A 24,712-nucleotide genomic window follows, 5' to 3' on the forward strand; every position below is an offset into this window, starting at 1 on the left:
AGTGGACTTAGATGGAATATATTCAAACAAAAGAAAAGTTTAACGAAGTCATTCAAAGTTCAGAACCAGTCATTGTGAAATTCTTCGCTGATTGGTGTCCGGATTGTAAACGGATGGATATGTTTATTGGAGGAATTCTAGAGGAATTCAATAATTATAAATGGTATGAAGTAAATACGGATGAAATCGAAGGTATTGCACAAGAATATGAAGTAATGGGTATACCAAGCATTTTAATCTTCCAAAATGGTGAGAAATTAGCGCATCAACATAGTGCCTACACTAAAACACCAGAATCTGTTACAGAGTTTTTGCATCAACAACTAGGTTAAACTAAAAAGACGATCGTTCAAAAAGAATGGTCGTCTTTTTTTTACGCTTCCCATTTAATGACCCGACTACATCACACCGCCCTCATTGGAAGACGGTGTAAAAAGTAGTCATTTCTTCGCCTCTAAGTTTCTTTTCATATAGGAAGCAATCTTTTGTTCGTCTTCCCGTCCAGACTGTTCAAGCTCTTGAATGATTAATCTTTGTCGTTTTTGGGGATGGTTTTGACTTAATTTAGCCTTACCTTCCATTTTATCGATCTTTATCTTAAATCCTACAACCCCTTTAGTTTGAGCTTCCATATATTTGGACTCGACCTCATCTAATTGATAGGAACTATCGGAACCTTCATATTTTAATACAAGCTCCTTTAATGAGTCCTCTAATTCTTTTCCTTCAACAAGTTCAACATGCCCATAAACATGTACGGTAACATAATTCCATGTAGGTACTGCTCTATTTGTCTCGTACCAAGATGGTGAAATATAACAATGCGGGCCATTAAAAATAGCAAGAATCCTCTGTTGATTGATATCTTTCCATTGCGGGTTCGATCGTGCAAAATGGCCATATAGATATTTCCTGTCTTCATTCATCATTAAAGGTATTTGTGTAGCGGTGGGCTCTCCTTCATTCAGCGAAAATAAAGTGGCAAAACCATACTCTTCTATCATTTGATAAAGTTCTTCATCGTCCTGAATTAAGAAATGAGAAGGAATAAACATATCATCACTCTCCCGTAATTTTAGTGAGTCACTCAACCACTTTCATCATAATTAGGTCTGTTTGGGCTTCTTCCCCCATGTAGAAAGAATGAGTACCAGTCTGAACAAAACCCGCCTTATGATAAAAGTGGATGGCATTCACGTTATGTTCCCATACACCTAACCAAATTTTCCTCTTATTTTGATCCTTAGCGACTGTCAACCCCTTGTTTAAAAGATGCCTTCCGAGCCCCTTTTTCTGAAATTCCTTCTTGATATAGATCCTTTCAATTTCTAGCGCTTCTTTCCCCATTTCTTCTGTTTGGGCTTCATTGACATTTACTTTTAAATAACCTGCTAGTTCATCATGATCATATAGAAAGTAAAACGTTGAAGAAGGGTTTGATATTTCTTCCTCCAATTTCTTTATGTTGAAGGCACCTTCCATATAAGTTTTCATGTTTTCCTCCGAATTCATCGGGGAAAAGGTCTCATAAAACGTGTTATAACTGATTTTTTGAAGTTCTGTTACATCCTTCATTGTGCATTCATTAATAACTATAGACATCTGAATGATTCGCTCCTTTAATCATAATATTAATTCGGTAGAGATTTATCCCATTTCCTTATACAAGGTGCAATGCGACTTTAAATAAATATGAATTTCCCTTGTTATGTGACAAGTTTAAGTCCAATTGCTGAGCATAAAACCATTGTTATAAAAACAATCCTCTTCCAGTTCTTTGATTCACCATAAAATATCATCCCAATTAGTGCACCACCAACAACACCAATTCCTGTCCAAATTGCATAACCTGTTCCCATAGGGATAAATTGCAACGAATAACTTAGTAATGCAAGACTTGAACCAAACCCTAAAATTAGTAAAACGACTGTTTTCCAATTTCGATTGACAGAGAGTTGATTGATCATTGCAACACCAAATGTCTCCAATAATCCCGCCAAAATCAATGTAAACCAAGCCATCAGGATTCAGCTCCTTCTTCAGACTTATCAGGTGTGACTAATTTCAAACCAATCACTCCAGATAATAGTGTTATGATTAAAATAATTTTTCCCCATTTGAATGATTCTCCAAAGAAAAGAATCCCCGCAATGACAGTGCCTGCTGTTCCTAATCCTACAAAAACGGCATAGACCGTTCCAGCTGGAAGTACTTGCGCTGCTGTAATCATTAAATAATTACTAATTACAATAGCGATAACAGTTCCAGTCCATGTCCAAAAATCATATGCGTGTGTCAAACCAATCACCCAAAAAACTTCCAAAAAGGCTGCAACAAACACTTTAATCCAGTTTCGGTTCATGAAAAACACCTCCAACTATATTATTGTTTACTAGGAAATTATAAAATTTGCTGCATATGGATAATTATTCAGAAAAGGCCACGTCCGGCTCCAGCGCCCAGCGACTAGCGAGACTTCCTTCACCTCCGTACGATAATTCAACATCGACTCACTCCGTTCGTCGTGTTTCCTTTATCTCCTACGGCTCAGTCCAGTCCGTACGTCGCTAAACGGGCGCTTACTCCTTTGTTCTTACAAAGAAAAAAGCCCTGGGAGACAACTGTTAAAACAGTTTCTCCCGGGCTTTTATCCCTCCGTGACATAGTAGTTCACTATGAGTTTTCTCTCGGACCAGACCAACATGGTAGAGTTGCGGAACCCTAGAAAACATTTAATGGTTGCAATTTCTTCCCATTATACACAAATTTAAAGATGATTCAAGTTTATTTTATGTAGTCGGTTTATTTGTTGCTTATATAACTGGTAGAGTAGAATATAAGTAAAATAATAGATGGAATATATTCAATCTGTAAAAGCATAAAAATCTTTCCCGTCTGGGGCTCCGATTACTCCCTCGACCTTAAAGAATTGCATAAGTGCAAATGCCACGTTTTCTAATAATGTAAACGGCTGTATTACACACATTTAATCTTTTATGCATAATTTATTTATAGGTCAGGAAGAAAAAGAGGTGTCATTATGTATTATGGAACTAACTTTCATCCCCATTTTGACCGACCCTATTATCGCTCATCGACTCCAATGAATTATCCATTTCCGCAAGCCTTTCATCAACAGGAGCCGAATTATTCACAGGCGTCATCATGGAATCAACAACAAGGAATGAATCCTTCACAATCGTTTCTACCGGGTCATCCACAATCATTCCCGATGGAACAACAGCCGATGAGCGAACATGCTAATCAAACACCTTATGAGTATTTTCAAAAGCCAGAACAACCAATGAATTGGCCGAATAATGCCGCGTTTGAACCGAATCAAATTCAACAGCAACAACCTGGGATGCCTCCGAATGTAATCTCGCAATTTCAAAAAGAGAATGGCCAATTGGATCTTGATAAAGTTCTTGGTACGGTTGGTCAGTTGGCACAGACGTATCACCAAGTGGCCCCGATATTTCAACAATTTAGTTCCTTTATGAAAAACTTTAGAGCAGGAGGCTGATACAATTGAATACATGTCAGCCTCTTTTTTCACCGGGGTTTATCTCACCTCAAGCTTCTTGGAAAATAAAGAAGGCAGGTGGGAGATTAACTGCCCGTAGAGGTTAAGTGCAACTAATGGAAGTATTCCTTATAGAATTTAGAAAGGGGGTAATTATATAAAGAATAATTACCTTAGTCTCGGTTATTCTAACTTTACATTAGAATAAAAGTTAAATTGGGATAAGGAGGGTCTATATGATAGGTTGTTTAGTTATCCATGGTTTTACTGGTGGACCATATGAAGTAAATCCATTAGTTAACTTTTTAAAAGAAAATACCGATTGGCATATAGAAGTTCCTACACTTCCCGGTCATGGTAGAGAGCTGGATTTGAAGGACACAACATATAAAGAATGGATTGATGCAGCGGAAGAAGTTTTGCAGAGAATGACTGAAAGATTTAAAAGAATATACTTAATTGGTTTTTCTATGGGGGGGATGATTGCGGCTTACTTAGCAGCAAAATATACAATAGAAAAACTCGTACTACTTGCACCAGCGAGAAAATACTTATCATTTAAACAAATTGCTCATGATATCGGCGAAGTTGTAGAGGATAGTGTAAAGGGAACGTTAGATGAGAATAAACTATACACACATTATAAAAATAAATTGGGAACGGTACCGATGAAGGCAAATATTGAATTTATGAAATTAGTCAAGTTTACAAAGCCATATTTACATGAGGTGAAGGCACCAGTACTAATTGCACAAGGTAGGCAAGATGGAATGGTTCCGTTTAAAACGCTTTATGATCTGGATAAAGAATTAAGTTCAGAGGAGAAAGAGCTTGTGTTATTTGAAAGTTCCAAGCATTTGATTTGTTTAGGGGAAGATAAAGATACATTAAACCAAATGGTATATGACTTTCTGTTGAAATAAGAGAGAGATAGGTTGATGATCCAATCTCTCTTATTTAGTAAATTTTGTTCACAAGTAGGAAAGCATCATAATCTTTCCCATCTGGGGCTCCGATTACAAGCCCCACCGCAAAGAATTCTATAAGTGCAAGTATCCTAACTAATCTTTAAAAAAGGAAATGACGATTGCTCCTTCTCCTCCATATGTGGAGATTAAAGGTCCGGTTTCCATTAACAAGGCATCTTTGAATTTAAAGTTTTCTTGTATTTGGCTAAGAATGGTTTTGGCGCGTTCTTCATCGTCGCCATGTGACATAGAGATAATTTTATCTTCCATATTTTTTGCCTGTTCTCCAATTTGTTCTATCAATCGTCGGATGGATTTTTTATCGCCTCGCACTTTTTCACTTACTTCAATCGTTCCTTCTTCACTACCCCGCATTAATAGGCGGATATTAAGGGTTTTTGCGATGGTGCCTTTTACTTTATCTAATCGTCCACCGATAACAAGGTTTTCTAATGTTTTTAATACAAATAATGTTGCTGTTTGCTGAACCCTTCCATGTATATGTTCTACTAGTTCATCAAAGGTAAGACCTTCTTCTATTTTCCTTCCAGATTCATGCAATAGTAAAGCAATACCACAAGAAGCTGTTTTCGTGTTGATCACTTCTATTTGCCGATTAGGTTCTTCTTCAAGAATGTTTTTTCCTGCAACCGCATTTTCATATGAACTACTTAAGCCTCCTGAAATGCTTAGCATTAAGATTGGTTTGTTTGGATCCATTTCTTTATAGTATTGATAAAAATCATTTGGACTTGGTGTTGATGAGCGCGGTAGTTCTTTTAAATCTTTAATTTTTTTAAAGAGTTTTTGTGACTCAACTTGATCCGAATTATATTGTTCATCACTAAAATGTAAATACAGTGGGACAATTTTAATATGCAATGATTCTTTTAACCAATTCGGAATATCTGCCCCACCATCCGTCATTAATTGTATATTCATGTATACACCTACTTATATAAGTTAGAATTATTTATTACTCTTTTTAGATATCGTAACGCTGTTTTTTCTTGAGGTGCTTAATATAAATAAAAACAGACCAAAAATAACAATCGTACCGCCTAATAGTTGGGACCAAATCATGGTTTCCTTAAGCATAATGTATGCTAATAATGTTGCAGCAATTGGTTCGAAAACAATGGCCATGGATACAGTCGAGTTATTTAGCCATTTTATTGCCCAATTAAATAAAGAGTGCCCCAAAAATGTTGGAATGACGGCTAAAGCTAAAAAGATATACCAGTTTTTCATTGAATAATTTCCGAACGGATTTTGCATGATGATGTTATATAATAATAGTGTTATCATTCCAACACCGTACACGATATAGGTATAGGTGATTAAGGATAAACTTTTACGTGTTTTTTGTCCTGATAGGATATAAATAGCTAAGGAAATGGATGCTACAATAGCTAGTAAGTCCCCATAAATAAAGGCATTGCTCTCTTGATAATCTCCCCAGCCAATAATAGCGCTACCAAATAAAATAATAATTAAACTAATGGTGGAGCCGGATGAGAAACGTTCTTGTGATAAAAAATATGTTCCTAAAAAAACAAAAATTGGATGGATTGTAATAAAAATAATGGAGCTTGTTACGGTAGTATCATTAAGTGATTCAAACCATAATACAAAATACGCTGCTAAGAATATTCCAGAGATAACAGCTAATATCCAATCTCTATAATTTATATTTCGAAATTCTTTACGATACTTAGATAATATAATAGGTGTCATAATTAAAAAAGCAATTAGTAATCGATAATTAGCAATAATTGCCGATGGTACGCCGTTTGTTAATTTGACAAAAATCGGTGACGAAGATACAGCAATTACACCAATGATTACGGCAATATATGGATTAAATGGAGGGATGCGCATGATCAACTCCCTTTCAAATTATGTATGTAAATATAACAGTAGTATTATTATATTTTACCATGCAGTGTTCAAAAAATCACGAAACTGGTTAGGTAGTAGATATTATGAATGTATTTGTGGTATGATAAAGAATGCGTAGTTTGAGGCCTCTTACCAATTTTGGTGACGCCTTTTTTGGCAGAAGGGAAGTATGAAAATCATTCCCACTTGCATAAGTACAACTAAGGCATGCGCCTAAAAGCTTGGTGGATACCAAGTTTTCTAATACTTTACAATGATGAATGTCAATAAAATTGTGATTTTATATAAGTTTACCTTTAAATAAGATGGAAACACTATTTAAATAAAGTATGAGAAAATGTTTTAGATGGCCTCTTTTGCAGAAATTTTCACAAAAAAAGGAGTAGACTATTAGGTGACTACATTTAAAGATTTAGGTGTCTCAGCCCCTATTTTGAAAGCAATAAATAATATGGGATTTGAAGAAGCGACACCAATACAAGCACAAACAATACCACTCGGAGTTGAAGGTAACGATGTGATTGGACAAGCGCAAACGGGGACGGGGAAAACGGCGGCGTTTGGAATTCCAATGCTTGAAAAAGTAGATACGAAATTAAGAAAGATTCAAGGACTTGTTGTTGCTCCGACAAGAGAACTTGCAATACAAGTAGCTGAGGAATTAAATAGAATTGGTAGACATACTGGAGTCCGTGCATTAGCTATTTTTGGTGGACAACCGATGGATCGCCAAATTCGTGCATTGAAAGACGGCCCACAAATTGTTGTGGCTACACCAGGAAGATTGCTGGACCATATGAGAAGAAGAACAATCCATATAAGTATGGTTCAAATTGCAGTATTAGATGAAGCGGATGAAATGCTGAATATGGGCTTCATTGACGATATTCGTGAAATTTTAAAAGCTATTCCAGAAGGTCATCAAACATTACTATTCTCTGCAACAATGCCTAAAGAAATCCGCGAAATTGCGACTACCTTAATGAATAATCCGAAAGAGGTAAAAGTGAAAGCGAAGGAAATGACGGTAGAGAATATTGATCAATACTTTATTGAAATTCCTGAAAAACAAAAGTTCGAAACATTGAACAACCACTTAGATATTCATTCACCAGACTTAGCTATCGTTTTCGCAAGAACGAAAAAACGTGTGGATGAAATCACGGAAGGATTGCAGGCTAGGGGCTATCGTGCTGAGGGGATCCATGGCGATTTAACCCAAGGTAAACGTATGTCTGTATTAAATAAATTTAAGCATGGACGTCTTGATGTTTTAGTAGCGACAGATGTTGCTGCGAGAGGCTTAGATATTTCAGGAGTAACTCACGTATATAACTTTGATATTCCGCAAGACCCAGAAAGCTATGTACACCGTATTGGTCGTACAGGTCGGGCTGGAAGAACAGGGGAAGCTATTTCGTTTATCACTCCACGTGAGATGGCGCATTTAAACTTAATTGAGAAAGTAACAAAAAGTAAAATGAAGCGTCTAATGCCTCCATCTTATAAAGATGCTCAAAGAGGTAAACAACAATTAACGATAGATAAATTGTTGAGAACGATTGAAAGACATGATCTAAAAGATTACCATGAAGCAGCAAATGAATTATTAGAAAATCATGATTCTGTAACTGTTATAGCGGCTGCTCTTAAATTAATGACCAAAGAACGTAAAGATACCCCTGTAACGATTTCATCTGTTGCTCCAATTAGCGTCAAAAAGGCAAAAGGTGGCGACAGACGAAACAGATCAGGTTCAGGCAACAAACGTTACTATGGCGGACGCAACCAAGGTGGCAGAAACCAAGGTGGCAGGAACCAGGGCGGAAGAAACCGCAAAGGAAATTACCAAAAGAGCCGTAATAATAGTAAATAAAAAAATGAGGATGATCCTTGGTAGGGATTATCCTCATTTTTTGTTCTCATTTTTAGAAACCTTGTCGCTTTCCTACCCGATATCAGTATTCATTCCTATATATCAGTACTCACAGGCAACGGATATCAGCAGATTCAATCCTATATATCAGCACACGGCCCCCGGATATCAGCAGTCATTCTCAAATATCAGTACTCGACCTTCCGATATCAGCAGTCATTCCCGTATATCAGTACTCATTCTTAAATATCAGCACTCGGACTCCCTACTAAAAAAATCTACTCAAAAGTCCAATGGCAGCTAAAATTCCAATGATAATTAGTAACCAATTTTTTCTTATATTTTCTGGAAGCCATCTTTTCCTTCTCCATCGGTTTGGATTAAATTGAACTTCCTTAGCATCATAATGATAGTTGTGACGATTACTATTTCCCCATGGAGAATAAATTCTCGCATTTTTTAAAACGAGTGGTGCAAGAAGGAAACCACCAATAAAACCAAACAAATGCCCATATACATTTATCCCTGAACGGAAAAAGGTCATGATAAGACCGAAAATTAAAATCACGCGGATCATTTGTGCACTACTTTGATCTATCAAGTGTTTCCGATTCATTGCCATAAATACATAAATACCAAACAATCCAAAAATTGCTCCTGAGGCACCAAGATGCCAATAATTTTCCGGACCAAAAATGAAAGTTCCGATATTGCCTATGATTCCCGCTCCAAAATAGCCAAACAGGAATTTTGATTTACCAACCATTTGCTCTAATGCTGGACCAAATAAAACAAGGGAAAAGGAGTTAAATAAGGCGTGCATCAAATCTCCATGTAAAAAGATCGGAGTAATTAACCGCCAATATTGTCCCTCGGCAACTAATAAATTACTGCCAACACCCCAAGCTTCAATTAACGCACCAAATGGAAGCGAGAGGAAGTCTATAATAATCCATAAAACGAGATGGATAATAACTAAAGTAGAGACGATCGGATAATTCACAATAAATTCTTTAATACTTCGTTCATAACGAATAAACATTGTAAGGGTAATTCCTCCCAAAATTAAAATAATTTCTATATAGTTTAAATATGTGTACTATTAACTATTATAATACTTAAAATCATGAACAATGACTATTATGAAGGTATAAAGTTAGGAGTTTTCATATGATAAAAGGCATCGGTATTGATATTATTGAATTAGATCGAATTCAAAAAAGTATAAAGAATAAAAAGTTTATAGATAGAATTTTAACTAAAAAGGAAAAAGATTTATATTATACATTAGAAAATAACAACCGCAGAATTGAATTTGTAGCAGGAAGGTTTGCCGCAAAGGAAGCTGTTGCAAAAGCATTAGGTACCGGGATTGGTAAATTAAGCTTTCAACATATAGAAGTTTTACCAAATGAATTAGGTGCTCCTATCGTCCAAGTTCGTGGCTTAGAGAAAGAGAGAATCTTCCTATCGATTACTCATAGTAAATCTTATGCTGTTGCCCAGGTTGTTATGGAACAAGAATAACATTTGCATATTTGTATAGGTTGTCTCATATATTTTAATGCAGCAGGAGGGAACAAGTTGAATATTGTCACTGCAGAAGAAATGTACGATGTGGATCATTACACAATGAAGGAAATCGGGCTGGATGGAAAAGTATTAATGGAAAATGCGGGTAGAGCCGTTAGTGAAAAAGTAAAACAAGTAATTAGGAAAGAGGATAGGGTCACCATCGTTATTGGTCCAGGTAATAATGGCGGTGATGGGTTTGTTATCGCAAGGACATTGATGGAAGATGGTTACCGAGTACAAGCGGTACAATTGGTTCCGGATAAGAAGATTGGTGGGGATGCAAGCTATCATAAGCAAATATTTCTAAATTGCGGTGGAGATGTCTTTTTATTAAAGGAGAATGATGAGTTTGACATCATTCTCTCACAAACGGACGTCCTAGTTGATTGTATATTAGGAATAGGAGTTTATGGTCCGTTAAGAAGCCCAATTAAGGAATATGTAAGGAAAATCAATGAGGCTAATGTAATGATTATTTCTGTTGATATTCCTAGTGGACTTCCTTCAGATGAAGGCTTAACAGATTTTGAAAGTGTACAAGCCGACTATACATTTACGATTGGTGCTCCGAAGTTAAGTGCTTTTCTCCAAACGACTGCAATTTTTTATGGAAAGTGGGAAACCGTATCGATTGGATTTCCGAAAAAGGTGTTAAGCCAATTTTCCAAAAGGGAGCTATGGAGTGAACAACTTTTTAAGGAAACGATGCCAAAAAGAAACCCATTTTCATATAAAGGAAATCACGGTAGAGGATTAATTGTTGGAGGAAGTCTAGTGATGCCTGGTTCCATCACAATGACTGTACAAGCGGCTTTAAAAGCTGGAGCGGGTTTAATAACTGCAGCTACGGTTAAAGAGAATATCCCAATCATTACATCTAATTGTCCGGAAGCAATGAGCATACCTCTTTCTGACGTGAATGGATTTCTTGTAAATGATACTTCTATTTCCACTTCCAATTATGATGCGATAGCCATTGGTATTGGAATGGGGAGAAAAGAAGGAACGACGAATTTAGTGCGAACAATCATGCAAGCAAACTGTCCTCTTATCATTGATGCGGATGGATTATACCATCTGAAATCCAGTCTATCGATAGTGAAGAAGAGACAAGCGCCAACGATTATAACGCCACATGCAGGGGAAATGGCAATGTTATTAGATGTATCTATAAAGGAACTCTTATTATCGCCATTTCAATATTCTTTAGATTTTGCTAGAGAATATGGGGTTTACGTTGTATTAAAAGGGAAGTTTACGATCATTACTTCTCCAGACGGCAGACAAATAGTAAATACAACAGGAAACCAAGGACTTGCAAAAGGTGGTAGTGGTGACGTTTTAACAGGAATCATACTAGCAATGGTTTTACAACATGATGATCTACTGCAGTCATTGTGTAATGCATGCTATGTTCATGGTAAGGCGGCAGATTTACAAATAGAAGAAAAGAACACTTACTATGATTTAATGGCAACTGATGTTATTTCTGGTATTCCAAACGTATATCGTACCCTTTTCTAAACTGCGTGATATCAAGTTCCCTGATGTTTTGAGACAAGGGAGATATGTAAATGAAAAGACTAAATTTATCTTTAAAGCTGATGGTATTCGGTTTAATCGTGCTTGTTTTAGCAGCATGTGGGGAAAAGTCGCAAGAAGATGTTGTAGGAGAACTCCAGAAGAATGTTGAAGAAATGTCAGGGTATAAAGCAGCAGCCGAAATGTCGATGAACACGGGTCAAGAGGAACAAAAATTCAATATTGATATTTGGCATCAAAAAGAAGATTTTTACAGAATTGCTCTTACAAGTGAAGCGGACAAAAAAGGTAAGCAAATTATCTTGAAAAATAAGGAAGGTGTTTTTGTATTAACACCTGCACTAGAGAAAAGTTTTAAATTCCAGACAGAGTGGCCGAATAACGGAAGTCAGCCATATTTATACCAATCACTGATAGAAGATATTGCCGGGGATGAGGAAGCAACGTTTAAGTCAACGGAAAATAGTTATATTTTTAAAACGAAAACAAACTATCAAAGTAATAACAATTTACCATTCCAAGAAGTACATTTTGATAAGAAAACCTATACCCCTACTTTAGTAAAAGTGTTGGACAAAGACGAAAATGCTTTGGTAGAAGTGAAGTTTTCTAACTTTGAGTTGAATCCTACATTTAAAAAAGATGATTTCTCTATGGAGAAAAACATGCCATCCAATGATGGTGCTAGTAAGGAAACATCTACCGAGGTAGAAGAGGATACTACTGAAGATGTTTTGGAAGTAGTAATGCCTGAGTTTACAGCTGGAGCTGAAGTGAAAGAACAAAGAGAAGTTGATTTAGAAAATGGAAAACGAATTATTTCTACTTTTGCAGGAGAAAAACACTTTACATTGATTCAAGAACGTTTAGATGTAGTACCGACTTTAAGCTCTCCACAAGAAGTAGAAGGAGATATTGTTAATTTAGGAAATACAATCGCAGCCTTAGATGAAAATAAAATTGAATGGAATTACAATGGGGTTAATTATCAACTTTCTAGTGAGGAATTAACAAAGGAAGAGCTTATTCAAGTTGCGCAATCCGTTCAAGTAAAAGCAGTGAAATAACATGGAATATTATAGCAGGCTCACAGCTAAGAAAGGGGGGTCTGCTTTTGTTTGGAAAAATATAACAATGATGGATTTAATTAAAAATGATGTATGTTTTTTTTATAATTGCATATAGTTTACAGGAGTGCATTTTTATAAAGCGGTATATAGGATCATACGAAATTTGCTGAAAGGTGATTGGTTTTTGGAATGATATTACGATTAAATGTAGTTTTTTAGAGCAAAAGCACAAGCGTCCGGTTAGAGATATATGGAAGAGAGGGAAGTCCACTAGTCCCTGGGGGCTGGGGCTAGACAAGGCTATTCCTATAATAAAATGAAATACGTCAAAATTTTATTCTTTCTTTCTTATTTCTCTAAAAAAACTCACGTGACCCCTTTGCAAACTAAGGTATTCAATGCTATTATAGAGTAGACATTTTAAAAGAACGTTCAACAGTTGGCGGAGGTGCATTGGTTTGTCAGAGAGTTTACAAGAAGTACTGGTAAAATTACCAACAAACCTACTAAATGAGGTGGATGGATTAATGAAATATGAAAATAGTGACTTAAGTGATTTCATATGTCAGGCAACTAGAAATTATCTCCAACATAAAAAGAATGAACATATTCAGCAATTTCGTGAAACAATGCGACGTGGGTATGAAGAAATGGGCCGCATTAATCTAACCATTGCTTCGGAAGCTTTTCAAGCTGAAGAGGAGGCTGAAATCACCTTTAAGCGTACTGTGATCGGGGTGTAATTAATTTGATCGTTCAAAGAGGCGAGGTATATTTCGCTGATCTATCACCGGTTGTTGGATCAGAACAGGGTGGAGTTCGCCCAGTATTAATTTTACAGAACGACATCGGTAATCGATTTAGCCCTACTGTCATTGTTGCAGCAATCACCGCACAGATACAAAAAGCAAAACTACCAACCCATGTTGAAATTGATGCCAAAAAATATGGGTTTGATCGTAATTCGGTAATATTATTAGAACAAATTCGTACATTAGACAAGCAACGACTAACTGACAGGATAACAAAATTAGATGAAGAAATGATGAAAAAAATTAACCAAGCCTTAGAAATAAGTCTCGGGTTGAAAGAGATTTACAACGGTCATTAAAGAGTACCCTTCCTTAATTTAGGAGAGGGTATTTTTATTTTGGTAAAGATAGACGCTGTATCATTGTGGTAAAAATGCATATACGAAATTATTAGATAAAAAAAGTAGTTTTAATTTTTACATAACGGTTATATATCTAATAAGAAGTTAAGTTACACTTCTTACTTACCCTAATCACGAAAATCTACTAGTCACGATTCTAATCTAGGAGGTAGTTAAAATCGAACAGGTAAAATTAGTAGAAAATGACGTACAGGCAAAAGAGGCAATTGAGCAATTTTTAAATCAAGGGTTTACAAGAGATGAGGTCTACCTATTGGCTCATAGTAAAGATCGCTCTGAAAATCTAACAAATGCAATGAATACAAATGATATCGGAGTAGCGGAACAAGGTATCGTTAATTCAATAGCAAATGTATTTCGTTCTCGTGGAGATGAATTGCGCTCTAAAATGGAATCTTTAGGATTATCTAATTTAGAAGCTCAACGATTTGAAGAAGAATTGGATCGAGGACGCATAGTAGTAATTGCAAAAGCAGTTTAATGAGAAAGAGTAGACTTCATGAGTTTGCTCTTTCATGCATATAACCTAATTAACACTTGTATTTAATAGTGGAAACGTAAATGAAAAAAGCTTGAGGTGAAACTTATCCTTGAGCTTTTTCCTTATATATAATTTCCTGCTAATGAGATATTTTCTATTATAAGAACAGCTATCATAAGGTGAATGAGTAGCGGAATGCGAAGAAGAAAGCATTATTCCGTCGCCTTTTTCCTATTCCTATTTGGATTTCTACGTTACAACTTCAAAATTTCGCGAAAAACAAATGCCCACTTAGAAGTATGATAGTCACAAGGGAAAGTTTAAAAGTGGGGTATTATTTACATAAACGGAGGTAAAACAGCCCCACTAAAAAGTGAAGCTGTTATGCCAATCATTTCATTTTCTCTGGCAAGGCATGTATCGATTCGATCAATTGATTTAGTTTCCCTTCGACACGGTGTAATAGGTAAAACGTGACCGCAACAGGGAAACCTACATCTGTGATGAATACTATCCAAGCTTCCATTGAAAAACCTCCAATCTTTGTTTAGTAAAATAGACCAGCGATAAACATCCGCTGGTCTAAATTCTTAAGATTAAATTGCAATATCAATTTCTTCCACAGTGTTTTCAACAATTCGAGCACTATGCTTTTCTACTAAATCCCCACCAGTTGATGTAAAAGCATTTTCGTTGATGATCGTATCCATTGCAGCACTAACAGCTGAAGGATCTACTGGTTCGATAGGGTTCTCAAGTGAAAATGTAACTACTTTTCCATCTTCGTTTGTAAATTTAAGCTCTAATTTTCTCAACTCTCTCACTCCTTTCTATTATTTTTGTCGGGCTTTACTCAGCAGTAACATCAGCCGTGTCCTTGCGAATGATGTTGTACAATGGGCGATTTTGTAAACCAGCAAAAGCATTTGCTACAGCATATAACTGATCTGCCGTTGCAGAAGTTTTTACATTGTTGAAACTCTTATACTTGTATACTGGCATACCAGTTTTGAAATCATTCCCATCATTTAAAACGAGTTGTAAAGTAGACTTGGTTAATTCGAATGCTGCCATCTGTTTCTCACCTCCTTTCATAAATACAATCGAAAGGAATCGGGGTGAGGGGGGAGCTTTTGTAAATTTTTGCGTGGGCTTACTTACGGTCGCCCTCTAGCAAAAGGGGAAAAGAACGTGTTGTATTTCGACTCGATATTAATTCGGAAATGATAAGATTCATGGCAATTGAGAAAAAAGAAAGGCTCCCTAAACTAAAATATGGGGGATGAAGGAAAACTCCTACGATGGAAGTCTCCTTTATGCTAGAATCTAAATGGAACTCTGATTAAAAACTACTTTAAAAAGTGAGGCCATACAATGATTGCAAAGACTGAAGAGGATTTTAATGGATTAAAAGAAATTGGTAAAATTTGCGGAGCGATTCGAGATGAATTAGTCCATTGTACTAAACCTGGAATTACTACAAAAGAACTCGATGAAATTGCGGGAGAGATTTTTGAAAAGGCGGGGGCTCATTCTGCACCAAAAGGAGAATATGATTTCCCTGGATATACATGTATTAGCATAAATGAAGAAGTAGCGCACGGGATCCCGGGGGCACGGACCATTCAAGAAGGGGACCTTGTAAATATTGATGTTTCAGGTTCGAAAAACGGTTATTTTGCAGACACCGGAATTTCCTTTGTGGTTGGGAATGGAGAGATAATTTTACAGAAAATATGTGACGTTGCTAAGGAAGCATTTGACGCCGGACTTAAGAAGGCAAAACCAGGTTCGAAAAAAAGTGCGCTCGGAAAAGTTGTACACAATGTGGCAAAACGGCATGGTTTAACAGTCATAAAAAATCTTACCGGACACGGTGTCGGGAGCTCTATTCATGAAGCACCGGAACATATTTTTAATTACTACTCTCGTTGGGATGATGAGATTTTAAAAGAAGGTATGGTAATTGCCTTTGAACCTTTTATCTCTACATTGGAAGAGGAAGTTTTTCAATCCGAAGATGGATGGACCTTCTTAACCGATGAAAGCTTTGTAGCTCAATACGAACATACGATTATTCTTACAAAGGATGGCCCGATTATTACTACATTATAGGAGCGATTGTTAAGCGATACGAGTATAAATAATCAAATTTTTTATTGCTTGGAACGTTTTTATTTTACTATTTTTGGCTAGTTATGTCCCTGCCTCTTTTATGTTTATATCCTAATTACCCCTTGTATTTAACAGTGGAAATGTTAAATTAATTAACAAGTCGTATATGATGTAATGTTAATAAATAGGGGAAAGAGAGGGTTTTATGGAACAAATAAATAATACAAAACGAGAAAGAAATATGAAACAACGCTTATTTAGCATACTAAAGTTTATTGGATTTATGATATTATCACTTGCACCTTTGCAAATATTAGTTATTTTAATAGGATCCCAAAGTCAATTTTCAACCATGGTAAATAGTGTATTTGGAATTGTTTTTTTCGTACTAACTATTAGCATAATCATATTTTTGTGGAAAAGATATATCAGGTATTCGAATGAAAAAGCACAAAAAATAGGATTACGTGACCTTGGATTTGCCTTTCTTTTCTTTTTGATGGCACGAGTTATTGCTGTAGTTGGTACATTGTTAATTACTTGGATACATGGAGAAGACATGACAGCTAATGATGAAGCAATAATGTCCATAACGGATAATTCGGGGGATTTCTTAGCGTTTTACTTTTTCCTATTTGTACTATCACTAAGTATTCTTGTGCCAATAGCGGAAGAATTAACATACCGGGGGATAGGTGCTAATTTATTGTTTAGTAAGAAACGTTTTTGGTTGCCATTGATCATAACTTCATTAGTTTTTGGCCTCATGCATTCTCCGACAAATATTATTTCCTTTTTAATGTACGGATGTATGGGTGTCGTTTTTTTCTTGTCTTATCACAGAAGGAAAAATATTTTAGATTCTATATTAGTACATATATTTAATAATGGTTTACCGGCAATTGTTATAACGTTAGAATTTATGGGGGTGTTCTGATATGGTGAGTCGGATGAGTGCCTGAAAGTGGAAAAAGAAGCCTGGTTCCGGCACTAGAAGGAAAGAGGATCATATATTTCACTTATTAATGCAATGATTTATTATAATTTGATTTAATTCAGACATATACATTTAGAGAACCATAGGGACAGGTCTATGGCTACCTTCAAACTAAACGATATTCAGAGGAAAGGAATATTACATAGCATCTACATAAAGCAAGGTGGCGGCTAAACTTCCTTTAAAGAAAGGGGATGATGCCGATGATGACATATGAGGCATTCAGTTTGATTGCTCAATTTAGCTTAGTACTAACAGCGGTTGTACAAAGCCACAAATATTTCAATTGTTGGCCGATTAATGAATGGGGATTCTACATCGTATTATGAAGATGTTGAACAGTTCAATGTGTTTAACAAGTTTGAAGCGAGCTCATCACCAAAAAAGGTGGTGGGCTATTTTGAGCGCTTATTTTGGAACATAAAGTTAAAGGCGAAAACTCAAACAAACGTTTGATCATTTTCGGAAAAGGGATTTTTACAACTTAGACCTCTATACGGACTGCTTATAGGCCGAGGTATGGCCCGGTAAAAGAACTGCAAAACGAACCGAAGAGCGAGCACATTATATAAACAAAACGAAACAAAAAGAAAATATATCTACTTCTACTACGGTCGGCTTGGCATGGTGTTTTTTTAAGTGCCTTTTTCCATTCGACAAAAATAGACAAAGTGGAGTCCAAAAGATGCAAAAACTTGCTAACTTACAAAACCTCTTGCAGAAACGTCATTTTTGCAAGAAATCAGGGTAGAATCTAGTAGAAATATGTCAAAGTTTGTCGTTTTTGCGAAGTTAGCCTCCTTTACCGTTTTTATTGGTTTGATTATGATAAATGCGGCACAGGAAAAAGGGAGGTTTTTTAAATTGAAGGAAAACGATAAGTTTGAAGAGATTTTTAAACAAAATGAGAAACGTATTTATTATCACATGCACAAGCTTGGCATTCGAGATCCACTCGGTGACTTTTACGCAGAAGGGTTGTTTGCCATGTGGACCGCTCACCAAAAATATGAGCCAAATAAAGGCCCCTTCGCCACTTACTTCAACTACACCATTCGCAATCGCCTCATTGATCTCATCTGAAAGAAAACCAAGGACGAACAGAAGGAAGAAAACTAAAAACGGAAAGTAGATACAAATGAAGAATATGAAAGGGATGAAAAGGATGAATTACATAAAAGAAATGAATGCATTTTATGATTCTATTGAATATAACCCACTATCTAGTTCGGCAATTGCCCTATGGTATGCGCTGATGCATATCAATAATAAGACTAGGTGGAGGTGCGAATTTCGCGTGGCAGGGACGGTGTTAAGAGTTAAATCAGGTTTGACTGAATCTAGTTTTAAGCGGGCACGTACGGAGTTAAAAGAAAAAGGATACATTGTCTATGAACCTCAAGGTGGTAATCAAGCGCCGGTTTATCGGATGATTAGTTTGATGGAAAGAGGAGATGAGCAACAACAGAAGGATTCGAGTATGGATGGAGTAGATAAGATTTCAACTGAAAAGGAGTTAGCTGGGAAAGGGGTAACGAAACGAAAAAACGAGGAAAAGGAAGTATTTCATTTTTATCAAGAAAACTTTGGTGTAATGAGCCCTTTCGTCATGGAGTCATTGAGCTGCTGGGTGGATGACGTAGGAGAGCTGTTAGTGATGGAAGCGATGAAGCGAGCATTGGAGCGGAATAAAGCAAGTTTGGGGACAGTGAAGTGTATCTTGCTGGCATGGGAAAAGAAAGGGATTCGAAGTATGAATGAAGTGAGAGAAGATGACATAGAATTTCGAAATAAGAAACAGCGGCGAAACTATCATTATTTTACTAGTGGACGACGTGAAGTGGTTCCGGATTGGTTTAAAGAACAAAAGGGAAAGAATAGGCGAGTAGAAGATCGGAATAAAGGGATGGAGGTTGATCCGGAAGAAATAGAAGCCACCCGGTTGAAGATCAAGAAGTTGAAGGAAGAATTGGGGTATGTGTAGATGATGGAGTACGGGTCCATCGTCCTGTTTGCTAGGATATCAGCATATACCACTGAGATATCAGTACTCATAGGGAAGATATCGGCAACCACCGCTGGGATATCAGCACTGGTGAGCAAGATATCGGTAACCACCACGGATATCAGTACTCGTGGCCAAGATATCAGCAACCACCGCTGGGATATCAGCACTGGTGAGCAAGATATCAGGATACACTATGAGTATTCATTTTGTGCTATAATATATTATGTTTGTTTGCAGAAAATATTATATTATGAAACAATATTTATAACTTTTATATTCAAAACGGAGGATCATATATGGACTCTAAATTTAAAGGGATTGTTGTTGAAAATAGTGAAACGATTGTAGAAATGTGGCTTGAGGAAGTTGCGAGATTAAAAGAAGCTAATCGTACCGCTACGATATCAGATGATATGTACGATAATACGAACCGGGAATTTGTAGAGGTTATCTTTACGAGCATTAAAAATCAAGGGGCCATAAAGGCGGTTGAAACATTCTCGGAAAAGATTATCAGCCTCGGCTGGCCTTTAAGCTATATTACAGATGGTTTACAAGTCTTTAGAAGAGTAACGATTAATTTTATTTTGAGTCAATCGGATAGTATGGATACGGATTCCATATCCAATGTTTTATCTAGTGTGGATCGCTGGGTAGAACCGATAATTCGTGTATTAGTAAATGAATATACTGGAAATTGGGAGAATATCGTTTCCCTACAACGTGTTGCTTTGCAAGAATTGTCTGCCCCCCTTATTCCTGTGATTGAAGGCATTACCATCATGCCACTAATTGGAACCATTGATACAGATCGAGCAAAGCTAATTATGGAAAGCTTACTTCAAGGTGTCATTACTCATAATTCAGAAGTAGTTTTAATTGATATTACAGGGGTACCAGTAGTTGATACGATGGTTGCCCATCATTTGATTCAAGCTGCTGAGGCGGTACGGTTAATTGGAGCCAAGTGTATTTTAGTAGGTATTCGACCAGAAATTGCACAAACCATAGTAAATTTGGGTATTGATTTAACTAATTTCCCTACGAAAAGTTCGTTGAAAAAAGGATTCATGGCAGCTTTAGAAATGACAAATAGAAAAGTAACCGATGTAACGCCGTGTGAAGACAACATTGGAGACTTAATTGAATCGTTAAAAGGGGAGTAATTAGATGCGCATTCCTATTTTAAAATTACATAATTATCTATTAATCTCTATCCAAACGGAAATAGATGATAAAACTGCGATAGAATTTCAAGAAGACCTACTAGACAAAATCTATACAACTGGTGCAACGGGTGTTGTCATCGATTTAACATCGGTTGAAATTATTGATTCATTCATTGCCAAAGTTCTTGGGGATGTTGTAGCGATGTCAGATCTGATGGGGGCGAAAGTGGTTTTAACTGGCATACAACCAGCAGTTGCTATGACGTTAATTGAATTAGGAATTCACTTACAAAATATCCCAACTGCGTTAAATTTAGAGCAAGGCCTTATTAAATTACATCAGGAATTGGGGGAATAATTCATGAAACCTCAATCGTCCTGCGTAAGAATACAAAAAGAATGGGATATAGTCGGTGCGAGACATGTTGCAAGAGATATGGCAAAAGAATTAGGGTTTGGAATTGTGGACCAAGCGCGTATTGCAACAGCTGTATCGGAACTAGCCCGAAATATTTATTTGTATGCCAAAAGTGGTCAAATAATATTTGAAAAAATAGATACCATGGAAAGTAAAGGACTAAGCATAATAGCAATAGATTCAGGCCCGGGCATTGCAGATATTGGTCAAGTAATGCAGGATGGATATTCGACATCAGGAGGTTTAGGTGCTGGACTTCCTGGAGTAAAACGATTAATGGATGAATTTGTTATCCAATCTGAAATGGGAAAAGGAACGAAAATTACTACTAAGAAGTTAGTTCGTTAATGATACTAGATTGATAGGTGTATACATATTTAGACGTATGCACTTATCAATTTTTAGTAGAGTCGCAAATGGATTAGGAGGAAGTATATGGGGGAAGTAATCAATTCAAGCATAGAAGGTTACAAAGACTTATTAAAATCATTTATTGAAACTCAAGATGAGCGTTCCTTATATGGAGTAGAAATGATGAGTAAATCTTTCTTGAAGAATAATATATTGCCAGAAGAGATTGTCGATATGCACATTCAAGCATTAGAAGAGCTATACCCGGAGCTTTCTCAAGAAGTTAAGCATTCTATGAACTTTCTGTTGGAAGCGATGATTTCCTATGGGATCAAACAACAAGAAATACAATCTTTAAAGGAAAAACAATTTGCTATTCAGTCTGAGATTTCCGTAGCGGCAAAAATGCAAAATACACTTTTAAAAACAGAAATTCCTCAAGCGAAAGGGATAGACATTGGGGCAATTAGTGTACCTGCGCATCAATTAAATGGAGACTACTATCATTTTGTTAAAGGGAAAGATGACACAATTGGTCTCGCAATAGCCGATGTGATTGGAAAAGGGATTCCTGCAGCATTGTCCATGTCCATGATTAAATATGCAATAGATAGTTATCCAGAGGAATCTATGAAACCTAACGTTATTTTGGAAAATCTTAATCGTGTAGTGGAGAGAAACGTTGATCCAAATATGTTTATTACCATGATTTATGCACAGTATTCCCCTAGAGACAATAAACTTCGATTTTCCTCAGCGGGTCATGAACCTGGCTTTTATTACAATGCAAAAGAAAACAAGTTTACAGAATTAAAAACGAAGGGTCTAGCTTTAGGTGTGCTAGGGAATGTTCAGTATCAAGAATATATGTTAGAAATGAAACCAGGTGATATGGTCATATTCTTAACGGATGGGGTAACAGAAACAAAAGACCAAGGTCGATTTATTGAAACTCAGGAAGTGCTGGATCCTATTAAGAAATATAAAGATCTTTCTGCGCAAGAAATGGTCGAACATGTATTTAAATACTTCGAACAGCTTCAAGATTTTAAACGAAGAGATGACTTTACATTAATCATCTTAAAAAAAGAAGTTTGAAGTCTTTAGAAACTGGGTAAAGTCTACTAACGATAATTAACGTGATAAAAGGTTATATAGAGCTAAAGAACTAGGGGGGAAGAATAATGGAACTAAACATTGATATTGTGGAGGAAAGAAATAAAAGTGTAGTTCGTCTTTCGGGGGAAATTGATGTTTACACTGCACCACAACTAAAGGAAAAATTATTACCTCTGACAAAAATGACCGGAAATGAAGTCGAAGTTGATATGGAATTCGTTTCATATATGGATAGTACGGGTTTAGGGGTCTTTATAAGTGCGTTAAAGTCATCGAACGAGAATAGTAGTAAATTAAAGATGATTAATCTTAGTGATCGTGTTTACCGTGTTTTTAACATAACTGGATTACATGAAATTATGGATTTAGAACGCATCAACAAGGTGGAGAGATGATATGAGCAATGTTGACTTGATAGAAATGAAAATACCAGCAAAAGCGGAATATGTTGGTGTGATTCGTTTGACATTATCTGGAATAGCGAATCGAATAGGCTTTTCTTATGAGGAAATTGAAGATATTAAGGTTGCCATTTCGGAGGCGATTACGAATTCTATTACACATGGTGGTGTCAAAGAGGGAGAAGGAGAAATAACCATTAGTTTTGGTGTATATGAGGATCGTTTAGAAGTAATGGTGGCTGATGACGGAGAAAGTTTCCAATTAAACGAGGTGAAAAGTAAAATAGGACCCTACAAAAAGTCTGAATCAATGGAGGATCTCAGGGAAGGCGGATTTGGACTATTTTTAATTGAAGTTTTGATGGATAAGGTTCAAATCAATAATGGTCTGGATGGAGTTACTGTGTTAATGACGAAGTATTTAAATGGGGTAGGGGTGGACTTAGATGATGACCAAGTCTCAAGCCAATCATAAAGGAAGAGATGAGGTTTACCAGTGGATAGAACATCTCCAACAAAACCCTGAAGATAAGGCCACACAAGAGAAAATTATTCTTAGATACCAAAACCTTGTAGAATCCATCGCTATGAAGTATTCGAAAAACTCTACAGTACACGAAGACCTCGTACAAGTAGGAATGATTGGTTTATTAGCTGCAGTTAGAAGGTACGATGCATCATTTGGAAAATCATTTGAGTCTTTTGCAATTCCAACAATGATTGGTGAAATTAAACGTTATATTCGTGATAAAACGTGGAGTGTCCATGTTCCGCGTCGTATTAAAGAGTTGGGCCCTAAAATTAAAAAAGCGGTAGATGTTTTAATGGCTACGAATCAAAAATCTCCAACTATTAAAGAAATAGCAGATTACTTGGATGCTTCAGAAGAGGAAATTTTGGAAACCATGGAAATGGGCAAAAGTTACAATGCACTCTCTGTGGATAAAAAGGTTGAGGCGGATTCTGAAGGTGGAACGGTTGCATTAATTGATTTAATTGGATCTGAAGAAGGTGGTTATAACACCATCGACTACAAGATTATTTTGGAAAAAATCCTCCCAGTTTTATCAGAACGGGAACAACAAATTATAAGATTTACATATTTCGAGAATTTGAGCCAAAAGGAAACAGGAGAAAAACTAGGAATATCTCAAATGCATGTTTCTAGACTGCAAAGACGAGCTTTAAGAAGGTTGCGAGAAGCCATTCAATCTAATAGTACGGAGGTTTTCGATTGAGTTTTACAAATAACAAAATAGAAGTTTCTATCTTCCAAAAACCGAAAAATGGCAATTATTATTGCGGAGATAGTTACTTCTACAAAGAAACAGAGAAAGGGTTCATTTGTGCGCTAGCAGATGGTCTTGGTAGTGGAAAATATGCAAACGAATCATCTGAAATTGTCATAGATATTATAAAAAAGAACCCGGATGTTGAAGTAGAACAAATCCTATCCAAGGCCAATGAACAATTAATAGGGAAACGAGGAGTTGTATTAGGAATATTAAAAATGGATTTTAGTCAACGTTCTTATTCTTTTTCTTCTGTCGGAAACATCGGGATATTACAAGTTATTCGCGGAAAGAAAAAACGTAGTATTCCTAATACAGGTTATTTAGGTGGTTTTAAAAGGCCATGTAAAGTAATAAGGGGAAAACTTGAAGGAATTTCGAATTTTATTATGTTTTCTGATGGGGTACTGGATAGTGAATTAACCAAGTTATCCTTTGAGAATAAGAAAGATGTGGAGAGTATAACGAGGGCTTATAAATTCATAAGCAAAGAGGATCGTTCTGATGATACAACGTTAATAGCAATGAGTTATAGAGATGCGTAAGATGGCTGACATTAGAGTAGGGGTGTCGGTCTTTTTTCATGTTTGGCAGACAGGCAGTGTGAAAAACTTCCTGACTGGAGCCAGAATACTCGCCCCACCGTAAAGGTCCGCCTTGGAGCAGCTAAGCACCTCCCAAAAGGCTTGGGGATGCTTAGTTTTTTAAAAAGTTCACGTTAAAACACA

General features: G+C 36.4%; 33 protein-coding genes and 1 riboswitch. Of the genes, 23 read left to right on the plus strand and 10 right to left on the minus strand.

Annotated elements, in window-relative coordinates:
* Positions 1–11 precede the first annotated feature (11 nt).
* Entirely contained in the window at positions 12–332 is a 321-nt protein-coding gene (locus MHI02_RS03330) for a thioredoxin family protein (protein ID WP_047186210.1), read from the plus strand.
* A gap of 108 nt (positions 333–440) precedes the next feature.
* On the opposite strand, the gene MHI02_RS03335 is transcribed toward MHI02_RS03330, so the two are convergent.
* The 4 genes from MHI02_RS03335 to MHI02_RS03350 all read right to left on the minus strand — a co-directional run bounded on the left by MHI02_RS03335 (position 441) and on the right by MHI02_RS03350 (position 2,362).
* The gene (locus tag MHI02_RS03335; RefSeq protein ID WP_047186209.1) at positions 441–1,055 is read right to left on the minus strand and encodes an FMN-binding negative transcriptional regulator; all 615 of its coding nucleotides are present in this window, start codon (positions 1,053–1,055) and stop codon (positions 441–443) included.
* A 28-nt stretch (positions 1,056–1,083) separates the two neighbouring features.
* Positions 1,084–1,602, minus strand: a complete 519-nt coding sequence (locus MHI02_RS03340) for a GNAT family N-acetyltransferase (RefSeq protein ID WP_047186208.1) — start codon at positions 1,600–1,602, stop codon at positions 1,084–1,086.
* Between the two features lie 104 nt (positions 1,603–1,706).
* Positions 1,707–2,021 carry a DMT family transporter gene (locus MHI02_RS03345; RefSeq protein ID WP_047186207.1) on the minus strand — a complete coding sequence of 105 codons (315 nt, stop codon included), beginning with the start codon at positions 2,019–2,021 and terminating at the stop codon, positions 1,707–1,709.
* Positions 2,021–2,362 carry a DMT family transporter gene (locus MHI02_RS03350; protein WP_047186206.1) on the minus strand — a complete coding sequence of 114 codons (342 nt, stop codon included), beginning with the start codon at positions 2,360–2,362 and terminating at the stop codon, positions 2,021–2,023. The genes MHI02_RS03345 and MHI02_RS03350 overlap by 1 nt, the downstream gene beginning before the upstream one ends.
* Positions 2,363–2,634: 272 nt before the next feature.
* Positions 2,635–2,736, minus strand: a riboswitch (guanidine-I (ykkC/yxkD leader).
* Positions 2,737–3,040: 304 nt separating this feature from the next.
* On the opposite strand from MHI02_RS03350, the gene MHI02_RS03355 reads away from it, so the two are divergent.
* Both MHI02_RS03355 and MHI02_RS03360 read left to right on the plus strand, forming a co-directional pair.
* On the plus strand, positions 3,041–3,526 hold the full coding sequence (locus MHI02_RS03355; protein WP_047186205.1) for a YppG family protein: 486 nt from the start codon (positions 3,041–3,043) through the stop codon (positions 3,524–3,526).
* A 236-nt stretch (positions 3,527–3,762) separates the two neighbouring features.
* On the plus strand, positions 3,763–4,449 hold the full coding sequence (locus MHI02_RS03360; protein ID WP_047186204.1) for an alpha/beta hydrolase: 687 nt from the start codon (positions 3,763–3,765) through the stop codon (positions 4,447–4,449).
* A gap of 138 nt (positions 4,450–4,587) precedes the next feature.
* On the opposite strand, the gene MHI02_RS03365 is transcribed toward MHI02_RS03360, so the two are convergent.
* Both MHI02_RS03365 and MHI02_RS03370 read right to left on the minus strand, forming a co-directional pair.
* Positions 4,588–5,436 (minus strand): DegV family protein, encoded by an 849-nt coding sequence (locus MHI02_RS03365; protein WP_341165630.1) that lies wholly within the window; start codon positions 5,434–5,436, stop codon positions 4,588–4,590.
* Between the two features lie 27 nt (positions 5,437–5,463).
* Positions 5,464–6,375, minus strand: coding sequence for a DMT family transporter (locus MHI02_RS03370; RefSeq protein WP_341165631.1), 912 nt, complete (start codon positions 6,373–6,375; stop codon positions 5,464–5,466).
* A 415-nt stretch (positions 6,376–6,790) separates the two neighbouring features.
* Here MHI02_RS03370 and MHI02_RS03375 point away from each other — a divergent pair, with 415 nt between their 5' ends.
* Positions 6,791–8,272: a DEAD/DEAH box helicase gene (locus MHI02_RS03375; RefSeq protein WP_047186201.1), complete on the plus strand. Its 1,482-nt coding sequence runs from the start codon at positions 6,791–6,793 to the stop codon at positions 8,270–8,272.
* Positions 8,273–8,540: 268 nt separating this feature from the next.
* Here the strand turns inward: MHI02_RS03375 and MHI02_RS03380 are convergent, their stop codons facing one another.
* The gene (locus tag MHI02_RS03380; protein ID WP_047183672.1) at positions 8,541–9,314 is read right to left on the minus strand and encodes a rhomboid family intramembrane serine protease; all 774 of its coding nucleotides are present in this window, start codon (positions 9,312–9,314) and stop codon (positions 8,541–8,543) included.
* A 128-nt stretch (positions 9,315–9,442) separates the two neighbouring features.
* Here MHI02_RS03380 and acpS point away from each other — a divergent pair, with 128 nt between their 5' ends.
* The 6 genes from acpS to MHI02_RS03410 all read left to right on the plus strand — a co-directional run bounded on the left by acpS (position 9,443) and on the right by MHI02_RS03410 (position 14,114).
* The gene (acpS, locus tag MHI02_RS03385) at positions 9,443–9,799 is read left to right on the plus strand and encodes a holo-ACP synthase (RefSeq protein WP_047183671.1); all 357 of its coding nucleotides are present in this window, start codon (positions 9,443–9,445) and stop codon (positions 9,797–9,799) included.
* 57 nt (positions 9,800–9,856) lie between these two features.
* On the plus strand, positions 9,857–11,371 hold the full coding sequence (locus MHI02_RS03390) for a bifunctional ADP-dependent NAD(P)H-hydrate dehydratase/NAD(P)H-hydrate epimerase (RefSeq protein ID WP_047183670.1): 1,515 nt from the start codon (positions 9,857–9,859) through the stop codon (positions 11,369–11,371).
* A 50-nt stretch (positions 11,372–11,421) separates the two neighbouring features.
* A complete protein-coding gene (locus tag MHI02_RS03395) occupies positions 11,422–12,456 on the plus strand; it encodes a LolA family protein (protein WP_341165632.1) in 1,035 nt (344 codons plus the stop codon).
* Between the two features lie 461 nt (positions 12,457–12,917).
* Positions 12,918–13,202 carry a CopG family ribbon-helix-helix protein gene (locus tag MHI02_RS03400; RefSeq protein ID WP_047183668.1) on the plus strand — a complete coding sequence of 95 codons (285 nt, stop codon included), beginning with the start codon at positions 12,918–12,920 and terminating at the stop codon, positions 13,200–13,202.
* A 5-nt stretch (positions 13,203–13,207) separates the two neighbouring features.
* On the plus strand, positions 13,208–13,570 hold the full coding sequence (locus MHI02_RS03405) for a type II toxin-antitoxin system PemK/MazF family toxin (protein ID WP_047183667.1): 363 nt from the start codon (positions 13,208–13,210) through the stop codon (positions 13,568–13,570).
* A 220-nt stretch (positions 13,571–13,790) separates the two neighbouring features.
* Positions 13,791–14,114, plus strand: coding sequence for a general stress protein (locus MHI02_RS03410; protein ID WP_341166096.1), 324 nt, complete (start codon positions 13,791–13,793; stop codon positions 14,112–14,114).
* Between the two features lie 391 nt (positions 14,115–14,505).
* Here the strand turns inward: MHI02_RS03410 and MHI02_RS03415 are convergent, their stop codons facing one another.
* The 3 genes from MHI02_RS03415 to MHI02_RS03425 form a co-directional block, all read right to left on the minus strand.
* A complete protein-coding gene (locus tag MHI02_RS03415) occupies positions 14,506–14,640 on the minus strand; it encodes a YvrJ family protein (protein ID WP_084823992.1) in 135 nt (44 codons plus the stop codon).
* Between the two features lie 70 nt (positions 14,641–14,710).
* Complete coding sequence (locus MHI02_RS03420; RefSeq protein ID WP_047183663.1) at positions 14,711–14,929, minus strand: DUF2922 domain-containing protein; 219 nt, start codon at positions 14,927–14,929, stop codon at positions 14,711–14,713.
* A gap of 34 nt (positions 14,930–14,963) precedes the next feature.
* Positions 14,964–15,188, minus strand: coding sequence for a DUF1659 domain-containing protein (locus tag MHI02_RS03425; RefSeq protein WP_047183662.1), 225 nt, complete (start codon positions 15,186–15,188; stop codon positions 14,964–14,966).
* A gap of 300 nt (positions 15,189–15,488) precedes the next feature.
* Here MHI02_RS03425 and map point away from each other — a divergent pair, with 300 nt between their 5' ends.
* The 13 genes from map (at position 15,489) to MHI02_RS03490 (ending at position 24,529) form a co-directional block, all read left to right on the plus strand.
* Complete coding sequence (gene map / locus MHI02_RS03430; protein WP_341165633.1) at positions 15,489–16,229, plus strand: type I methionyl aminopeptidase; 741 nt, start codon at positions 15,489–15,491, stop codon at positions 16,227–16,229.
* 205 nt (positions 16,230–16,434) lie between these two features.
* The gene (locus MHI02_RS03435; RefSeq protein WP_052771605.1) at positions 16,435–17,166 is read left to right on the plus strand and encodes a type II CAAX endopeptidase family protein; all 732 of its coding nucleotides are present in this window, start codon (positions 16,435–16,437) and stop codon (positions 17,164–17,166) included.
* Between the two features lie 263 nt (positions 17,167–17,429).
* Positions 17,430–17,555, plus strand: a complete 126-nt coding sequence (locus tag MHI02_RS03440) for a hypothetical protein (RefSeq protein ID WP_255449129.1) — start codon at positions 17,430–17,432, stop codon at positions 17,553–17,555.
* A 535-nt stretch (positions 17,556–18,090) separates the two neighbouring features.
* Positions 18,091–18,309: a sigma factor gene (locus tag MHI02_RS03445; RefSeq protein WP_341165634.1), complete on the plus strand. Its 219-nt coding sequence runs from the start codon at positions 18,091–18,093 to the stop codon at positions 18,307–18,309.
* Between the two features lie 82 nt (positions 18,310–18,391).
* Entirely contained in the window at positions 18,392–19,210 is an 819-nt protein-coding gene (locus MHI02_RS03450) for a DnaD domain-containing protein (RefSeq protein ID WP_341165635.1), read from the plus strand.
* A 320-nt stretch (positions 19,211–19,530) separates the two neighbouring features.
* A complete protein-coding gene (locus MHI02_RS03455; protein ID WP_047183658.1) occupies positions 19,531–20,400 on the plus strand; it encodes an RsbT co-antagonist protein RsbRA in 870 nt (289 codons plus the stop codon).
* Positions 20,401–20,404: 4 nt separating this feature from the next.
* Positions 20,405–20,761, plus strand: coding sequence for an STAS domain-containing protein (locus MHI02_RS03460; RefSeq protein WP_047183657.1), 357 nt, complete (start codon positions 20,405–20,407; stop codon positions 20,759–20,761).
* 3 nt (positions 20,762–20,764) lie between these two features.
* A complete protein-coding gene (locus tag MHI02_RS03465) occupies positions 20,765–21,169 on the plus strand; it encodes an anti-sigma regulatory factor (RefSeq protein ID WP_047183656.1) in 405 nt (134 codons plus the stop codon).
* 87 nt (positions 21,170–21,256) lie between these two features.
* Positions 21,257–22,270 carry a PP2C family protein-serine/threonine phosphatase gene (locus MHI02_RS03470; RefSeq protein WP_047183655.1) on the plus strand — a complete coding sequence of 338 codons (1,014 nt, stop codon included), beginning with the start codon at positions 21,257–21,259 and terminating at the stop codon, positions 22,268–22,270.
* An 86-nt stretch (positions 22,271–22,356) separates the two neighbouring features.
* The gene (locus tag MHI02_RS03475) at positions 22,357–22,686 is read left to right on the plus strand and encodes an STAS domain-containing protein (protein WP_047183654.1); all 330 of its coding nucleotides are present in this window, start codon (positions 22,357–22,359) and stop codon (positions 22,684–22,686) included.
* Position 22,687: 1 nt separating this feature from the next.
* A complete protein-coding gene (rsbW, locus tag MHI02_RS03480; RefSeq protein WP_060668398.1) occupies positions 22,688–23,167 on the plus strand; it encodes an anti-sigma B factor RsbW in 480 nt (159 codons plus the stop codon).
* Positions 23,139–23,930 carry an RNA polymerase sigma factor SigB gene (sigB, locus tag MHI02_RS03485; protein WP_060668397.1) on the plus strand — a complete coding sequence of 264 codons (792 nt, stop codon included), beginning with the start codon at positions 23,139–23,141 and terminating at the stop codon, positions 23,928–23,930. Before rsbW ends, sigB begins: the two co-directional genes overlap by 29 nt.
* The gene (locus MHI02_RS03490; protein WP_225344141.1) at positions 23,927–24,529 is read left to right on the plus strand and encodes an indirect negative regulator of sigma-B activity; all 603 of its coding nucleotides are present in this window, start codon (positions 23,927–23,929) and stop codon (positions 24,527–24,529) included. The genes sigB and MHI02_RS03490 overlap by 4 nt, the downstream gene beginning before the upstream one ends.
* The last annotated feature ends 183 nt before the right edge of the window (positions 24,530–24,712 follow it).

This window comes from Oceanobacillus sp. FSL K6-0118, assembly GCF_038006665.1.
GTDB lineage: Bacteria > Bacillota > Bacilli > Bacillales > Amphibacillaceae > Oceanobacillus > Oceanobacillus caeni.

Bases quoted from the DNA above. Each gene is read 5' to 3' on its own strand.
- MHI02_RS03450 (WP_341165635.1), top strand. From the start codon at position 18,392: ATGAATTACATAAAAGAAATGAATGCATTTTATGATTCTATTGAATAT.
- MHI02_RS03425 (WP_047183662.1), bottom strand. From the start codon at position 15,188: ATGGCAGCATTCGAATTAACCAAGTCTACTTTACAACTCGTTTTAAAT.
- MHI02_RS03335 (WP_047186209.1), bottom strand. From the start codon at position 1,055: ATGTTTATTCCTTCTCATTTCTTAATTCAGGACGATGAAGAACTTTAT.
- MHI02_RS03395 (WP_341165632.1), top strand. From the start codon at position 11,422: ATGAAAAGACTAAATTTATCTTTAAAGCTGATGGTATTCGGTTTAATC.
- MHI02_RS03370 (WP_341165631.1), bottom strand. From the start codon at position 6,375: ATGCGCATCCCTCCATTTAATCCATATATTGCCGTAATCATTGGTGTA.
- MHI02_RS03340 (WP_047186208.1), bottom strand. From the start codon at position 1,602: ATGTCTATAGTTATTAATGAATGCACAATGAAGGATGTAACAGAACTT.
- rsbW (WP_060668398.1), top strand. From the start codon at position 22,688: ATGAGCAATGTTGACTTGATAGAAATGAAAATACCAGCAAAAGCGGAA.
- MHI02_RS03465 (WP_047183656.1), top strand. From the start codon at position 20,765: ATGAAACCTCAATCGTCCTGCGTAAGAATACAAAAAGAATGGGATATA.
- MHI02_RS03470 (WP_047183655.1), top strand. From the start codon at position 21,257: ATGGGGGAAGTAATCAATTCAAGCATAGAAGGTTACAAAGACTTATTA.
- MHI02_RS03350 (WP_047186206.1), bottom strand. From the start codon at position 2,362: ATGAACCGAAACTGGATTAAAGTGTTTGTTGCAGCCTTTTTGGAAGTT.
- MHI02_RS03455 (WP_047183658.1), top strand. From the start codon at position 19,531: ATGGACTCTAAATTTAAAGGGATTGTTGTTGAAAATAGTGAAACGATT.
- MHI02_RS03380 (WP_047183672.1), bottom strand. From the start codon at position 9,314: ATGTTTATTCGTTATGAACGAAGTATTAAAGAATTTATTGTGAATTAT.
- MHI02_RS03435 (WP_052771605.1), top strand. From the start codon at position 16,435: ATGGAACAAATAAATAATACAAAACGAGAAAGAAATATGAAACAACGC.
- MHI02_RS03355 (WP_047186205.1), top strand. From the start codon at position 3,041: ATGTATTATGGAACTAACTTTCATCCCCATTTTGACCGACCCTATTAT.
- MHI02_RS03415 (WP_084823992.1), bottom strand. From the start codon at position 14,640: ATGGAAGCTTGGATAGTATTCATCACAGATGTAGGTTTCCCTGTTGCG.
- map (WP_341165633.1), top strand. From the start codon at position 15,489: ATGATTGCAAAGACTGAAGAGGATTTTAATGGATTAAAAGAAATTGGT.
- MHI02_RS03475 (WP_047183654.1), top strand. From the start codon at position 22,357: ATGGAACTAAACATTGATATTGTGGAGGAAAGAAATAAAAGTGTAGTT.
- MHI02_RS03345 (WP_047186207.1), bottom strand. From the start codon at position 2,021: ATGGCTTGGTTTACATTGATTTTGGCGGGATTATTGGAGACATTTGGT.
- MHI02_RS03365 (WP_341165630.1), bottom strand. From the start codon at position 5,436: ATGAATATACAATTAATGACGGATGGTGGGGCAGATATTCCGAATTGG.
- MHI02_RS03440 (WP_255449129.1), top strand. From the start codon at position 17,430: ATGATGACATATGAGGCATTCAGTTTGATTGCTCAATTTAGCTTAGTA.
- MHI02_RS03330 (WP_047186210.1), top strand. From the start codon at position 12: ATGGAATATATTCAAACAAAAGAAAAGTTTAACGAAGTCATTCAAAGT.
- acpS (WP_047183671.1), top strand. From the start codon at position 9,443: ATGATAAAAGGCATCGGTATTGATATTATTGAATTAGATCGAATTCAA.
- sigB (WP_060668397.1), top strand. From the start codon at position 23,139: ATGATGACCAAGTCTCAAGCCAATCATAAAGGAAGAGATGAGGTTTAC.
- MHI02_RS03460 (WP_047183657.1), top strand. From the start codon at position 20,405: ATGCGCATTCCTATTTTAAAATTACATAATTATCTATTAATCTCTATC.
- MHI02_RS03360 (WP_047186204.1), top strand. From the start codon at position 3,763: ATGATAGGTTGTTTAGTTATCCATGGTTTTACTGGTGGACCATATGAA.